Genomic DNA, 15,638 nt, shown 5'->3' with positions numbered 1-15,638 from the left:
TTCTCAACGATGATGACCCTCAGGCTCACAACACCTGTTCCCACCAGCCGCGGGTGTTCACGTTAGCTGCGTCGGCGAGCGCTTCCAGCTCCGCAATGTCATCGTCGGCGAGCGTCATGCGGGTGGCCCGGATCAAACCATCGATGTAGTTGGGCTTGGTGACGCCAATGATCGGCGTCGTTCCTTTGGCAATAGCCCATGCCATCGCGACATCGGGAGCCGCTGCACCCTGCTTCCGGCCGATCGAGGCGAGCTTGTCCGTCAGCGCCTTCAATTGAGGCAGCATGCCGTTGTAGGCCTCCGCCCGATTGCTGCCGTCCGGCAGCGGGTTCTCCGGACGGTACTTGCCGGTCAAGGCGCCCTGCTCGAGCACCATATAGGCGAAGAACGGGATGCCGTGGCTGTGGCAATAGCGGAGGATGCCGGCATCCTCGGAGCTGCGGTAGAGCAGGCTGTAGTGGTTCTGGATTGCCTCGACCCGGAACCCGGCTTCGCCGAGGATCTGGTCGGCGAGTTCGATCTCGCTCAGGTTGTGATTCGAAACGCCGACATGTTTGACCTTCCCGCTCTTCAGCAACGGGATCAGGTGCGGCGTCCATCGCGCCACATCGGCGGGATTGTGAATCCAGTAGAGGTCGACGTAGTCGGTGCCGAGGCGGGTCAGGCTCTGCTCCAGCATGTCCGCCACCGGATCGCCGCTGGTTCCCGCGGCCTGCGGCGTGAACTTCGTGGAGAGCTGGTAGTCGCTGCGGGCGTAGCGTTTTAGTACTTCCCCGAGCACGGTTTCGGAACGACCCATGCCATACACCAGGGCCGTGTCCCACAGGGTGAACCCGGCCGCATGGGCTTTGTCGGCGATCTCTTCCAGGCCAGCCCGAGTCATCTGACTGCCGAAGTAGCCGTTGCCGGTCTCGCCGGTGTCGCCCCAGGCCCAAGTGCCCAGTGCGACCGTGGGGGTCTTCAGACTATCGATTGTCATCTTTGCTCCATGCTTGTTCTGAGTTGTTCCGCGGCCGGGTTCGCCGTGAGCCGGGCGCCGCCTACACTGTGATGCGCGGCGACGTCGAACCGTGAGCCTGATGCGCCGGGATTACTGCCCAATCCTCCAGAAGCTCGGTTCGCATTGCCGCCCTCCAGCGCGCATGCGATAGTCGGATTCATGGAAACATTGACCGAAATCGCTTCCGTGATTGCCCGGCACGTCTCGAAGGATGGCTTCCAAGCCACCCCGATCGAACGCGTCACGCTTGTCCGATCCTCCACGGTGACGATGCCGATGCCGAATGTTTACCGGCCGCAACTGTGCCTCGTCGCGCAGGGGCACAAGGAGGTCACGCTGGGCGGCCGCGTGTTCAGATATGCACCGGGGCGCTATGGCGTCGTGACCTACGACCTGCCGGTGATAGGCCACGTGATCGAGGCCACGCCTGACAAACCCTATCTGTGCCTGTACATCGATTTCGATCCGATCATGCTGGGGGAGTTGGCGTCGCGCGTGCCGCCACCGCCGGAAGCGCCATCCCTGCCTATCGGCAAAACCGTGTCCGACGCAAGCGCGGCTCTGCTCGATGCAGCGCTACGGTTGCTGCGCCTGCTCGACGACCCGGCAGCGCTGCCCGTGCTCGCGCCGCTCGCGGAGCAGGAAATTCTCTATCGCCTGCTCGCCGGCCCGGACGGCGCCAGGATGCGCCACATCACCTTCAGCCAGGGCCGGGTGGCCCAAGTCGGCCGCGCCATCGCCTGGATCGGCAAGCATTTTCGGGAACGGTTCAGCATCGAGCGGCTTGCCGCGGAAGTAGGCATGAGCCCGTCGAGCCTGCACGAGCATTTTCGCGCGGTGACGGCGATGACGCCGCTGCAATTCCAGAAGCAGCTCAGGCTGCAGGACGCGCGCAGCCTGATGCTGGTCCAGGACATCGACGTCACGACTGCCGCCCTCCGCGTGGGTTACGAGAGCGCGTCGCAGTTCAGCCGCGAATATCGCCGGCACTTTGGAGAACCGCCCGCGCGCGATATAGCCCGCCTGCGCGCTTCGCCGGGGTTGGCGGTGGTCGCTTGAGTTCAGGCTGGCGACATAGGATCCAAGTTCACCTATTCGTGTAGGTCACAGTGTAAGGCCCTCCCAGCGACGCAAGCCAAACTGCCTGCGATAAGGGGCAATATATTTTCAATACAAATAGAACCCGACGCTTTCGAATTTGAATGAAGTCTATTCGATTTTCGCAATGGGGCGCAGTAACACATCGAAATATACTGACAAATATAACGATCCCATCGACCTGACTTGCGATGGGTATGCGTTCGCAATCCTCGGGTTTGCGATCCTTTCTTTTCGTAGTCGGGGTGCCGCTCCTCAGCGTCAAACGGTGCGATGCCTGGAGCCCCGGCTTTTTCTCGCGACAAGGTAACGAAAAAAATGAAACGACCGTCGTTGAACCACTGCTACCGTCTGGTCTGGAGCGACGAGCAGACCGCATGGGTGCCGGTTCCGGAATCGGCCCGAGCGCGAGGCAAGCATCACAGGCTATTGCTGGCCGCGGCATTGCTCGCGCCGGCGGTCGTGCTCGCGGCACCGACCGGCGGCGTAGTGACGAGCGGAACGGCAACGATCAGTCAGACCGGGTCGGTCACCAACATCAACCAGAGTACGCAGAAGTCGACTATCAACTGGCAAGGCTTCTCCGTCAGCGCCGGCGAGACGGTCAACTTCAACCAGCCCAACACCTCGGCCATGACTTTGAACCGGGTCATCGGCAACGAGAGAAGCGTCATCGACGGCGCACTCAACGCCAACGGCCAGGTCTTTCTGATCAACTCCAATGGCGTGCTGTTCGGCAAAGGCAGCAACGTCAGCGTCGGCGGCCTGGTGGCCAGCACACGCAACATCGACGATGCCGACTTCAATGCAGGCCACTACGTATTCCAGGGCGATGGCAACGGTTCGGTGATCAACCAGGGCACCCTCGCCGCCGGAAACGGCGGCTACGTCGCGCTGCTGGGCAACAACGTTTCCAACCAGGGCGTGATCTCGGCCACCAAGGGTACGGTTGCGCTGTCCGCGGGCAACAAAATCACGCTGAACTTCAACGGCGATTCGCTGATCAGCGTGACCCTGGACGAAGGCACGCTCGACGCAATGGTCGAGAACAAACAGGCCATCTACGCCGACGGCGGTACGGTGCTGCTGACTGCCAAGGCGGCCGACGAACTGCTGAGCGCGCAGGTCAACAACAGCGGCATCGTCCGCGCCCGGACCATCGGCGACCTCAAGGGCAGCATCACGCTCGACGCGCAAGGCGGCACCACGCACGTCGACGGCACGTTGGACGCCAGCGCACCCGTCGCCGGCGACGGCGGCTCGATCGACACCAGCGGCGAGTCCGTCAAGGTGGCGGATACGGCCAGCGTGACGACGCAGGCTGCGAACGGCAGGAGCGGCACATGGCTCATCGACCCGACGGACTTCACCGTCGCCGCGTCAGGCGGGGACATCACGGGCGCCACGCTGGCGAGCCTGCTGCGAGGCGGCAACGTCACGATCGCGTCGTCCGCGGGGTCGAAAGGCACGAGCGGCGATGTCGACGTCGATGACACCGTCGCCTGGAACAGCCCGAGCACGCTGACGCTGACGGCCGCGCACGACATCAACATCAACGGCATCGTCACGGCCCAGTACAGCGCCTACAGCAGCGCATCGCCGACGATCACGGCCGGCCTCACGCTCGATGCCGGCCACGATATCAATATCAACAATGCGGTCAACCTGACCAACGCCGCGCTGGCCATGAATTATGGCGACGACTACACCATCCTCACCAAGGCCAGCTACAGCGGGACGACGCTCGGGGCCAACGGCACGCCCGTGTCCAGAACGGATACGAGCGGTGGCGTCTACGGCAGCGTCACCTTCAATGGCGGCGTCGGTAGCGGTGACTCCCTCAGCCTCAACGGCAATGCCTATACGCTGATCTACAGCATGGGCCAGCTCGCCGCCCTGGACAACACGGATCCGGTGACCGGCAACGGCAACTTCGATCCCGTCATCGGCAATTTCGCGATTGCGCAAGATCTACAGGCAGGCGGCGTCACCTATCTGCTTCCCCCCATTTATTTCTTCAGCGGTACGTTGGCCGGCCTGGGGCACAAGATCAGCAATTTCACGATGGACAGCCCCCCGTACAACGCCGGCCTGATCGGCGACGGCGTCTCAAACGGCCCCGTCGTGATCCGCGACCTCGGCATGGAGTCCGTCGACTTCACGAACGTCGCCAATAACGGTCCGATGGGCGCACTCCTGGGCCAGGGTCAGGGCACCCTGCGCAACGACTACAGCACGGGCTCCATCAGCGCTCAAGGCGGCAACCTCGGCGGGTTGGTCGGGACCTTCAACGGCACGATCGATTCGTCGTATTCGAGCGTCGACATCACGTCCACCGGTTGGGGCATCGGCGGCGTCGGCGGACTCGCGGGGGCGGTGGTCGGCACCATCAGCCACTCCGATGCGACCGGGAACATCACCGCCACATTCACCCATAGCGGCAACGGCGCTTACGGTGTCGGCGGTCTGGCGGGTACGGTCAACGGCACCGTATCCAACGACTATGCCACCGGGAATGTCGCGGGCGAATACGCCGGCGGCACGACTGGAGCCAATTACCAGATCGAGGCGTTGGGCGGACTCGTCGGCGCTTACGGATCGGGCGTCAACGACAGCGTGACCAACTCGTACGCCACGGGATCGGTCACAGGCGGGGCCTATCTCGGAGGCTTGATCGGTGCTGTCTCGGGCTCCCTCGGTCTCGACATCGACAATGCCTATGCCACGGGTGACGTCACCTCGTTGTACAGCGCCTCGCCGTCCTTTTCGACGGCCGCCTTGGGAGGCCTGATCGGTGGCATCGGCGGTGGCGGGCTCTTTGGAACCGTGTCGGGCAACGTTTCGATCAGCAAGGTTTTCGCGACCGGAAACGTCACGGCCCAGGGCGGAGGGGACGACGTCGGCGGATTGATCGGCCAGGCCGATCTTGGCTCGGGTACCGGCAGTCTGACCAATGCCTATGCGACCGGGAACGTGTCTGTCGCGACCGTCCCCGGACTCTATACCTCCGGCGCCGGCGGGCTGATCGGCGAGGTCGAGAACTTCGGCATTTCGAACGTGCATGCCGACGGCAGTGTCAACGGATACAGCCACGTCGGCGGATTGATCGGCACCGCGTTTCAATCGTCGATCACCGATTCGTACGAAACCGGTGCCGCGACGGCCGTCGACCAAACCCATTACGGCGCGGGCGGGCTGGTCGGCTACATGAGCAACAGCACGACGTCCAACACGTACTACAACGCCGACGTCAACACTCAGGCGTTCTTCGGCAGCTGGGGTCAGGCACCGGGCAACGCCACCGGGCTGGCCGGCAGTCAAGTGTCCGATTCGCAGTATTACGCGAACGGCACGATCGACCAGGTCCTTGCTGCCCGCAATCAGGCCGCCGCAGCAGCACAAGCGGCCGCCGAGGCTGCCGCTCAAGCTGCTGCTCAAGCCGCTGCTCAGGCCGCTGCTCAAGCCGCCGCTCAAGCCGCCGCTCAAGCCGCCGCTCAGGCCGCAGCTCAGGCCGCAGCTCAAGCCGCGGCCGCTCGGACCGCCGCTCAGGCTCAGGCCGAGGCATCCAGAGAAAAGGCCTTCGAGGCAGCCGCCCATGCCGTTGGCGGCAACGAACTCGCGCAGGCGCTGAATGCGCCGCCGAAGCCCATCCTGGTTGCCGACACCGCCGTGAATTCGCCGGCTGCGATCGCCCTGGATCAGAACATCACTTTTTCCGCGCCCAAATATTCCGCCGATATCCTCGGCATCGACGCGGACGGCCAGACTTTTCAACTTGACGACGAGAAAAAAACGAAGAGATAAATCCAATCCCTCCCCAATCCGTATCCATAAACAATCCAGGCGGTGGCAATTCTTATTCATTCATCGAGGAATGACGTGAGATCACTTTTTCGTTCTATTTCCCGAGCGATCGGCTCGGCGGTTTTCTTGACGGCGTCGTTAGGCGCGCAGGCATCACCCACGTGCAGCACGGTGGGCTCGTCGGGGAGCGTGGCCTTCACGATCGCGGTTGCGGCGAACTTCTACCAGCCCCTTATCTCGCTGGCAACGAACTACGCCAATACGCAGGGCTACCAGATCACGATTTGCGAGGATTCGTCCGGCAATCTGTATAACGCGATCGTGCCGAGCAACAGCCCGCAATATGCGCTTTTCTTCTCGGCCGATACGAGCAATCCTGCGAAGATCAACACGAACTATCACGCGTTGGTCGCATCCGGGCCTGCCAACTACGCAAACGGGATTCCGGTATTTCTGCTTTCGCCGAATGCCTATTCGGCGACCGGCGGCAGCTACCGAGCCGTCAATTATATGCACACCGGGCTTCCGGCAGGATCGGGCGCCGCAGCCCAGCAATCGGACCCCAGTCTTCCGGCGATTTCCAACTATGTGAAGTTCAAACGATCGCCGTCCTATCCGGCAGTGAGTTATCTCGCCATCGGCGATCCGAGTCTGGCTCCCTATGGCCTGATCGCCGCCGATATTCTCGGAAATGATCCCACCGATTATCCGAACAACATGAATTTGTGGAACAACGGAGGAAGCGCGGTCAATGCCGGGACCAACGTGACGTCCGACTGTTCGACGCTGGTGGGCAGCGGGCAATGGATGTGCGAATACAGCAACATCGATTTGACGCTCCAGTCCATCGCCAACAACCACGTAACGGGCGGCGTCGTAGGCTATTCGCAGGTTTGTCCGGTCTGGGCCGGGACCACTTACCACCTTGATCAATACGTGATGTTTCCGAGCTACAACACCACCCAGGCCTACGTTCAGTTGACCGTCAACGACACCACCGCACAGTCGGACGCCACGGCATTTCTTTCGTGGCTGGGTATCGGCACCGCCAATTGGAATACTTGGTTGAGCAATAACTGCTATCAGTCGCTGTAGTGAGCGAAAGCCTTCTTCGCCGAAGGAGAACATGGCGGAGAAGGCGCTATCGGGCTTTCCAATAACTAGACGGGCTCCACGTATCGCTTTGCATGAATGAAAATCCCGACCTTTCGCATTCGTTTCGCCGGCCTTTGGGTTCCGGCATTGTTGTCAGCTGCCGCTCACGCGCAGTCTCTCCCACCGATCGACGCCGGCAAGGCGCTCCAGGAAACCAAGCCCGCCCTTCCGCCCGCCGAGAAACAGGCGCCCGAGCCGGTGATCGAGCAACCGGAGGAGCCGCCGCTTGCGCTTCCCGCCAATCAGACGCTGACGGTCAAGGCGTTCCGCTTCGAGGGAGCCGAGTTCATTCCGGAAACCGACCTTCAGACCGCGGTGGCATCGTACAAGGGCCGTGCGCTGTCGATGGCCGATATCGAAGCCGCGGCGGATCGCGTCACGGCGCTTTACCGCAGCCGCGGCTACCTGGTGGCCCGGGCGTACGTGCCCAGACAGGACGCGAACGGCGGCGTGCTGACCCTGCGCGTGGTGGTGGGCAAATACGGCAAGGTTTCGATACGGAACCGGTCACGGGTCCGCGATCGGCAGGTCGAGGGCGACTTCTCCGGGCTCCGCGGTAACCAGGCTGTCACGCGCGAGGCGCTCGAGCGCGCGATGCTGCTCGTGGGCGACCTGCCGGGCGCCACCCTGCCCACGGTCAGCATCTCGCCGGGCCAGGCACCGGGCACCTCGGACTTCGACGTGGCCGTCGGGCCAGGCAAGCGCTACGGCGGCTACGCAACGTTCGACAACTATGGCTCGCGCTACACCGGCGACTACCGTTTCAGCGTCGGCGCGTCGCTGTACTCGCCGTTCGGGCTGGGCGACTCACTGAACTTCACGGGCATGAGCAGCACCAACGCCGGGCTGTACGACGGCCGCCTCGCCTATTCCGCCCCGCTCGGCACCAGCGGGCTGCGCGGCGAACTGGCGATCGGCAGTACGCGCTACAAGCTCGGCGACGCATTCGCGCCGCTCGATGCCCAGGGCTATGCGAACTCGCTGGAGGCCAACTTCTCCTATCCGATCGTGCGCACGCGCTCGCAAAATTTGACGGCGACGGTCAACCTCGTCGGACGAGACATGCGCGACGAGCTCGGCTCGGTCAACCAGGTGACGACCCGGCACCTCTACGCGGGAACCTTCGGGCTGACGCACGAACGCTACGGCCAACTGTTCGGGCGCAATGCCTACCTCACGCTCACCGGAGGCCTGACCGTCGGCAGGCTCGACATTGCGGAGCCTGCGATGAAAGCCGCCAACGAGGCCGGCGCCGACACTGTGGGCGGGTACGGCCGTGCGGACTTCTCGATCCTGGGCCGGCTGGCGGTGACCGACACGCTGAGCGCGTCGGCATCGCTCAACCTGCAGCGCGCCATCCATCGCAACCTGGATAGCAGCGAGCAGCTCCTGATCTCCGGCACGCAGGGCGTGCTGGCCTACCAGGAAGCCGGCAGCGGCGACAACGGCTACCTGGCCAACGTGAATCTGCGCTACGCACTGCCCCGCTTTGCCGGCGTCGATCATTCGGTGAGCGTGTTCGCCGATTCCGCGCACGTCGGGCTGCATGACGCCAGTTACACGACGACCGACGGCGCGACTCTGCAGGACGTCGGGATCGGCTATACCGCGTCGTACCGCTGGTTGTTTGCGCGCCTGCTCGTTGCGCACGCTGTCGGCGCGATGCCGGCTTCCGTGCCGACGCACGGTCGCAATCGGTTTCTAGCGCAAGTCGCCGCTCAGTTTTGAGCGGCATGGACTCAACACAGGAGGGAATGAGGATGGGATGGTTGTCGTCGTTCATCGACTATGGCGTGATCGGGCTGCTGCTGGCGCTGAGTGTGATCGTGGTCGCGATCGCGTTCGAGCGCTGCCTGTTCTACCGTGGAGTCGATCTGAAGGCCGTGGGCGACATCAAGTCGCTGGAGCTGATACTGACGCGACGGCTTTTCGTGATTGCCTCGGTGGCTAGCAATGCGCCATACCTGGGCCTGCTGGGCACGGTGTTCGGCATCATGCTGACCTTCTACAACATGGGCCACGATGCGAATTTCGACGCGATGCGCATCATGACGGGCCTCGCGCTGGCCCTCAAGGCCACGGCGGCCGGGCTGGTGGTCGCGCTGGCAGCGGTGACGCTCTACAACACGCTGCTGCGCCGGGCGAAGGTGCTGACGCTGCAGTGGGAGATCGCGCGTGGACGATAAGCCCTTCGAATCGCTGAACATGATCCCGTTCATCGACATCATGCTGGTGCTGCTGACGATCGTGTTGACGACGTCGACGTTCATCGCCAGCGGAAAGGTACCCATCCACTTGCCGCAAGCGTCCGCGAGCGTGCCGGACAAGGCGCACAGCCGGGTCATCGAGATCGACGCGCGGGGCGGGATCTTCCTGGACGGCAGGCCGCTGGCGCAGCAAGGCCTGCGCGCGGAGATCGCCCCGTTGCCGAAGGACACGCCCTTCCTGTTGCGCGCGGACAAGGACGTGCGCTTGCAACGCTTCGTGGACATGGTCGACCTGCTCGAGCATCTAGGTTTCGCCCGCGTCGCGGTGCAAACCGTGCGGGGCGAATCGTGACGACGGTGTTGTCGGAGCAAGCGGCACGCAAAGCCGCCGCGGGCCGGCCGATGGGTTTCGCGAGCCAGGACACGGCGCGGCGAGCGCGCTTCTCGCTGAGGCATGGCATGGCGGTTTCGCTGATGCTGCATGCCATGGCGCTCGGAGCCGTCTGGGTGGTTTCGCATCGGGTACCCGCGCCCGTTTCCGCGAACAAACTGCTGATGGTCGAACTACTCGGCATGGTGGCGGACCGGCAGACCGAGGCGGCACAGGCCGGTGAACATGCGCGGCCCGCGCTGCCACCGGCTTCCCGTCCCTTGACGCCGCGCCAGCCCCGCCGCGCCGAGTTGTCCAAGGCGGCCCGGCACGTGGTTCCGCGTTCGGCAACGAACAGCCCGGTGAAGGTCGAGGAGGTCGAGGAAAAGGAAAAGCCTAAGGAAGACGATCGCCGCGCGGATACACCGCAGCCGCAGCCGCAGCCCGAGCACCAGCCTCGGATGAACGAGGCATCCAAAGCGTCCGGCGCAGCATTGGAGCAGCAGGTCAGCCGGACGATCGAGCACGAGGATGTGGATCCCGATGTGCTGCGCCGCTACCTGTTGACGCTGAGAAAAGCGATCAAGTCTAGGCTGAGCTACCCGCCCGACGCCGGCGGCGTGACGGGCACGCCGGTCGTCACCTTCAAGTTGCGGTCCGATGGCGGCATCGAGCCGGGATCGTTGTCGATCCGGCGCAGCAGCGGTTATTCCGTGCTGGACGAAGAAGCCCTGCGCGCCGTGGGCGCGGCGGCGCCTTTCGGCCCGCCGCCGAAGGCCATGACCATCGCGCTGGACATGCCATTCACCCAGGACAAGCCGTAGCCTTGCTGGTCGAGCATGCGCTGAACGCAGGTTTCAGCTCATGCTAGTCACAAGGGCAACATCACGGCCAAGCCCTGCCGTTCGAACGTATAAGCCTTCGCCAGTCTTCTTTGATTTCGATTATGTAGAATGCCGCGCTCATCAGGGCTCCGACAGAGGTCATATCGAACCCTTTGTCGACGAAGATCGAGCCCACCTTCGGTAAATCTCGTTTTCCACAATCAACGCCTGAAGGCCTTTCAATGTTTTCATGTTGCTCTCCTGTCCCGCCTTTACCATCGAGATGATGGCGGTTGCATTTGACTTAGCCCCCGCTTCTACGCCACACCTCATCAATCAGATTGCCGGCAGTACCCCACGAGAAGCTCCAGACGCAATTTTTAAATTCGCCAAGCACACCGTCTGCGCCCGTTGTGGCGAGTTAGATTAACCGAACGCCTCGTCCTCGGACACGAGCGAAGTTAAAAATTGCTCAAATGAATCAGTCAGATGACGATCTGCCTTCAGGCGGTTTTCTGCATCCGGCAGTGTTTCATCATAGGTGTCAGTCAGCCAGTAATGGACTGCACCACTATCAGCGTCAACACTGAATAAATTTCCACCGGGATCAACGGCAAATGGAATTAGCGACCGTGGGTACCCGGCCTTATCAGCGACTTGGGCATGTATGCTTTGAATGGTCGATTTTTCTCCGTCCTGCGTCGCAATCGGAAGGAATTCATGTACCCATATTGCATCCCAATCATCTGTCATTGGAAACCAGTCAAGCGTTGGCATACCACCATTGAACTTCAGGTAGTGATTTTGCATCGCTTCTGGCAGCAGGACGCCCAAATCACCCTCGAGCTTCTCTATATCGGATCGGGTAATTTCAGGCCCACACTTCGAGAATTCATTCATGTTTCCTCCGTTAACATCCACTACCCTTCGGACTTCGCCCTTTTAGCCAACCCTGCTTTTCTGCGGTACGAACAGCCTCTTGAGAATCGTATTCAACGCCGAAATGCTTACCGAATTGGTCTGCTGAGCCGGCATGCGGAAACGTATCGATGTGTGTCTGCGTCTTGACCAATTGCATCGTCGTCTCTCCCGACTCCGGATTGAAGTCGTTCAAGTGGTGCCATGTATATCCTCCTGCTTCCGCCTTCGGAATCTTCGCCTCCTTAAACGCTTGAACGAAGTCTCTCGAACGTGACCCTTGCATAGTGATTTTGACAATGTTCTGTTGACCTTCGTTCACAGGGTACAAGTCGGGACTTCCAGTAAAGTCAACTCCCTCATAGGCCCACCCCAAAGGATCAACCCATCTTGCCGGATTCGGGGCGTACCGATAAAGGTTGTTTCCGCCAGCAAGCCCAATCGGATCTTGATTGATAAACCTTCCCACGTCCGGATCGTAGTACCGAAACGTATTGTAGTGAAGCCCAACGCTCTCATCCGCATACTGCCCCGCATATCGCAGCGGCTGCTCGATCCTCTGCATCGCGCGCCCATCTGCGGTGCCTTCAACCTTGCCCCACGCTGAATACTTCCCGGACCAGGCCACATCCCCAGCCTCGTCGGTCACCTCCAACGGAGCCCCGACCAAATCGGTATGGAAGTGGTAAATCCTCGCTCGATGCTTCGCCGCTTCGATCGTCGCGGCGGCCAGCGCGCCAGCAATCGCCGCGTCCACGCGGGCCACAGGCGAATACGCGTCCTCGGGGCTATACACGTAACTGCTCACCCCCGTCTCGCGAATCTCCTGCGCCAGCCGCAATCCCTGCCACACGAAGCGCCGCGTCTCGGTGGATTGTCTTGCCGCATAGTGCTCGACGTGAGTTTCAGTTTTCGCCGTCCGTCGGCCCAACGGGTCATACTCAAAGCGCGTCTCCACCACGCCGCGATTATTCTCCGTGTGAACCGAGATCAGCCGATCCTGCCCGTCATACACAAATCGCTGCGTTTCGTTCGCGCCGCGTCGCTTCGCGGCAAGATTGCCCCAAGCGTCGTAATCGAACCGCAGGTCCTGCCACATCCTTAAACGGTTACCTACGACGTAACCCCGGCTCCTCCGCCGTACCTCGTCGATCAGATTGCCTGCGGCGTCCCACGCGAAGTCCTCGATGCTGTTGTCCGCACTACGCGTCTGACGCAACAACTGCCCCGCAGCGTCATAGCGGTACTGCGTGCTGCCCCGCAGGCCGTCACGCAACTCCGCCAGCTCGCCCGCCGCGTCGTATCGATAGCTGTGCCACAAGCGCCCGCGTTCCGGCTCAGCCACACTGCGTACGAGCGCCGCCGAGTCCCACAGCCGGCGCCCGAGCACGTCGTAACCCGTGCGACGCACGAGCTGGCCCTGTGTGCGCAGCACTTCGCGATGCAGGTCGTCGCGCTCGATATCGCTAACGATCTGCTCGCCCACGCTGATCTGATGCACATGGCCCGACCCATAGCGCAGCATGCCCAGCGTTTGTTCGTACGGCAGCGATAGCTCCGTGACATTGCCGAGTTCGTCGAGGGTATAGCACACCGTGCCATTGACACCATGCTCGGCGATCAACCGCCCCGCTTCGTCGTATTCGAACTTGATCGCGTCCGGCCCGATTCCCAGTGCAATGCCGACATCGGTCGGAATCCGCTCGATCGCAGTCAGCCGATCACCCGCGTCCCTGCTGTAACGCGTCAACTCGGTAGCGGTCTTCTGCGCGATCAGATTGCCCAACTTGTCGCGTTCGAATTGCACTGATCGAACCGGCGCCGGAGAAACGGTACCGAGCTTGCCAGTCGAGTTCGACGCATCGAGCGCGCCCGTTGTCTCGATGGCAAGCAGTTCGCCCGCTTCACCGTAACGAAAGCGGCGCACCACGCCATCCGGCCGCGTCTCCGACGCGAGCCTTCCGCCACCGTCATAACCGAACGCGTACCGGGCGCTCGTATCATTCGTGAGTTCCGTCAGCCGTCCCTCGCTGTCATACCGGTAGCGCAACCGGCGCCCAGTGGGGTCGACCGCCTCGAGCACCTGTCCGCGCGCATTGCGCAACCATCGCTGCGCACGTCCACCCATGCCTACATGCTTCTCAGGCAAACCGGCTGCGTCGTACCAAAACTTCTGTTCGCTGCCATCGGGCAGCGCGACCGACAATAGCTCGCCCGTTGGGCGCCGCGTGTAGCCAGTACGCTCGCCGAGCGCATTGATCGAAGCTTTCAGCCGACCGGCCGCATCGTATTCGTAGCGCGTCGTCTTGCCCGAACAATCGGTGTACGCAACAAGTTGGCCTAGCGGGCTCCATTCGAGCGCCTTGCGGCCACCCCGCGCATCGATGTGCGCGACCGGAAGCGAAGTGAGCGCGGCCAAGTATTCATATCGCTCACTTTGTCCAAGCGGATCGCGCGCGGTGAGCAACCTTCCCTGGCGGTCATACGTCGCCTGCCATGTCCCACCGTCAGGCAAGACCGTCTCGGCCACGCGCAGGCTATTGCCGTCATAGCGCGTGCGCGTAATACGGCCCATCGGGTCGGTCTCGACCACGATTCGGCCGGCCTCGTCGTACTCGAACGCAATCCGGCGGTCGCCGGGAAGTTGGATTGCGACGGGCATGCCGGCGTCGTTGTTTTCGATCGCATAGCGGCCGCCGTCGATATCGGTGCAAGCAACGACCTGATGCTGCGCATCGTATTGCCAACGCGCGGTCCGACCGTCAGCGTGACGTACCCAGCTCTCGCGCTTATCGACGTCGTACCCGAACGACCAGTGCTCGCCCTCGCTCGTGTGCGTTGCGATCACGCGAGGCTGCCCCGCAATTTCCGCCCACTCGTAGCTGGACGTAAAGCCCAGCGCATTGACGTGACTCGCCATCAGACCGTCAACGTACGTAAAGCGTCGCACCACGACACCGTTGGCGTCCGTGACCGATGCGAGTTGGCCGCCTCCGTCATAGCCGTACGCCACCAACACCGCGCGCTCTTCGCCATGCAGGGCGGAAATGGTGGCGAGTCGATCGTTGATCGGCTCATAGTCCAATAGAACGCTCACGCCTCCGCTCGTCACGATCTCGCATACACGCCCTTGGCTATCGCGCTCGAATTGCTGCCATTGGCCTGCTTGGTCCTCGATACGCCGGACCCAAACGATGCGATCCGACAGCGGATCGAGGTGCCCGAAATCGTAGTAGGTTTCGCTGAGGTCGTAGAGGATGTACCGCCCGTCCGGCGTGCAGGTCAAATACCGCTGCTCCGTTTCGCTAAACGCCGTGCGACCCGGTTCGAGCAAAGGGAAACCACTCTCGCGTCCTTGCGCATCCGTGTACCACAAACGTCCGCCGCGAACTTGCAGCCGTAATTCCCAAGGCAATACCCAGCCGCGCCCCAGCGTTCCCGCATAGTCGAGATCGCTTGCGTAAAACCGCCGGCAAACGACGGGTAAAGGACTCGGTACGACGTAATCCGTTTCGTTGTCCGCAAGCAGTACTTTGCGTCCGGTCGTAATATCGACAGGATTCCCGAAAAGCCCCCCCATCACCCGGCTCACCACAGGCGCAACGACGTAACGACTCGCGGCTTCACCGAGCACAAAGCCGCCGACGAACTTAGCGGCACACGGCAGCACAGCCCGTGAAAGCCCGCCGGCTTCCTTCAGCAGTCCACCCAATCCGCCCACGAGTCCCGCGAGTGCAAACGCCCAATCCACCGCCGTCCGGAGCCACGGCGGAATTTCGTCGTGAATCGGCAGATACGTGCCAGTCCCGCCGCCGATAAAGGTGTTGTGAGAACCATCGCTGATCGACGCACCGCACGTGATCTTGTCCTTCTTGCGCGCCGCGGGCTTGCTGTTGATAAACACGCCCTTCGAACCCTGCGCGACCATCGGCGTCGGGCTATGTTTGCTGCACGTAACCGCACTCGCGATCGCATAAGCGGCCGGCTTGCTGTTGATGTACGCGTTGGACGAACCTGTCGTGAGCTGTCCCGTAGTCGTCGTACACATGCTGCCTATCGCTTCGCCTAAACCTAGAATGCCCTGCGCACCGAGGCCGGCCGCGAGGCCCGCGAGCAGGCCGACGCCGAAGCCGCAGGTAAACGTCGCAAAGGCGACCGCGGCAATCAAAGCAATGCCGATCACCGCGCCGATTAGAAAGCCGGTCAAGGCGCTCGTGTGTTCGATCGGATCGGTGACGCGTGCGGCTTCGAACATGCTGGCT

Annotated in this window: 10 protein-coding genes; 7 read left to right on the top strand and 3 right to left on the bottom strand. The window is 62.2% G+C overall.

The window, feature by feature from the left end; genetic code table 11:
* Nucleotides 1-25 precede the first annotated feature (25 nt).
* The gene (locus tag DWV00_RS29960; protein WP_115537237.1) at nt 26-979 is read right to left on the bottom strand and encodes an aldo/keto reductase; all 954 of its coding nucleotides are present in this window, start codon (nt 977-979) and stop codon (nt 26-28) included.
* 180 nt (nt 980-1,159) lie between these two features.
* On the opposite strand from DWV00_RS29960, the gene DWV00_RS29955 reads away from it, so the two are divergent.
* From DWV00_RS29955 to DWV00_RS29925, 7 genes are all read left to right on the top strand, one after another.
* Nucleotides 1,160-2,059, top strand: a complete 900-nt coding sequence (locus tag DWV00_RS29955; protein ID WP_115537236.1) for an AraC family transcriptional regulator — start codon at nt 1,160-1,162, stop codon at nt 2,057-2,059.
* Between the two features lie 357 nt (nt 2,060-2,416).
* Nucleotides 2,417-5,902, top strand: a complete 3,486-nt coding sequence (locus tag DWV00_RS29950; RefSeq protein WP_181885634.1) for a two-partner secretion domain-containing protein — start codon at nt 2,417-2,419, stop codon at nt 5,900-5,902.
* Nucleotides 5,903-6,091: 189 nt separating this feature from the next.
* Complete coding sequence (locus tag DWV00_RS29945; RefSeq protein ID WP_181885633.1) at nt 6,092-6,997, top strand: substrate-binding domain-containing protein; 906 nt, start codon at nt 6,092-6,094, stop codon at nt 6,995-6,997.
* A 96-nt stretch (nt 6,998-7,093) separates the two neighbouring features.
* On the top strand, nt 7,094-8,785 hold the full coding sequence (locus DWV00_RS29940) for a ShlB/FhaC/HecB family hemolysin secretion/activation protein (protein WP_115537233.1): 1,692 nt from the start codon (nt 7,094-7,096) through the stop codon (nt 8,783-8,785).
* A gap of 41 nt (nt 8,786-8,826) precedes the next feature.
* Nucleotides 8,827-9,243 (top strand): TonB-system energizer ExbB, encoded by a 417-nt coding sequence (exbB, locus tag DWV00_RS29935; RefSeq protein ID WP_245965090.1) that lies wholly within the window; start codon nt 8,827-8,829, stop codon nt 9,241-9,243.
* On the top strand, nt 9,233-9,616 hold the full coding sequence (locus tag DWV00_RS29930; RefSeq protein ID WP_115537231.1) for a biopolymer transporter ExbD: 384 nt from the start codon (nt 9,233-9,235) through the stop codon (nt 9,614-9,616). The genes exbB and DWV00_RS29930 overlap by 11 nt, the downstream gene beginning before the upstream one ends.
* The gene (locus tag DWV00_RS29925) at nt 9,613-10,458 is read left to right on the top strand and encodes a TonB family protein (protein ID WP_115537230.1); all 846 of its coding nucleotides are present in this window, start codon (nt 9,613-9,615) and stop codon (nt 10,456-10,458) included. The genes DWV00_RS29930 and DWV00_RS29925 overlap by 4 nt, the downstream gene beginning before the upstream one ends.
* A gap of 426 nt (nt 10,459-10,884) precedes the next feature.
* Here the strand turns inward: DWV00_RS29925 and DWV00_RS29920 are convergent, their stop codons facing one another.
* Both DWV00_RS29920 and DWV00_RS29915 read right to left on the bottom strand, forming a co-directional pair.
* On the bottom strand, nt 10,885-11,358 hold the full coding sequence (locus DWV00_RS29920; protein ID WP_115537229.1) for an SMI1/KNR4 family protein: 474 nt from the start codon (nt 11,356-11,358) through the stop codon (nt 10,885-10,887).
* 10 nt (nt 11,359-11,368) lie between these two features.
* The gene (locus DWV00_RS29915) at nt 11,369-15,631 is read right to left on the bottom strand and encodes an RHS repeat-associated core domain-containing protein (protein ID WP_115537228.1); all 4,263 of its coding nucleotides are present in this window, start codon (nt 15,629-15,631) and stop codon (nt 11,369-11,371) included.
* Between the last annotated feature and the right edge of the window lie 7 nt (nt 15,632-15,638).

The organism is Trinickia dinghuensis (assembly GCF_003367175.1).
In the GTDB taxonomy this organism is placed as follows: Bacteria; Pseudomonadota; Gammaproteobacteria; order Burkholderiales; family Burkholderiaceae; genus Trinickia; species Trinickia dinghuensis.
The sequence above is the reverse complement of the archived record's forward strand: the minus strand, read 5'-3'. Positions and strand labels throughout refer to the sequence as shown.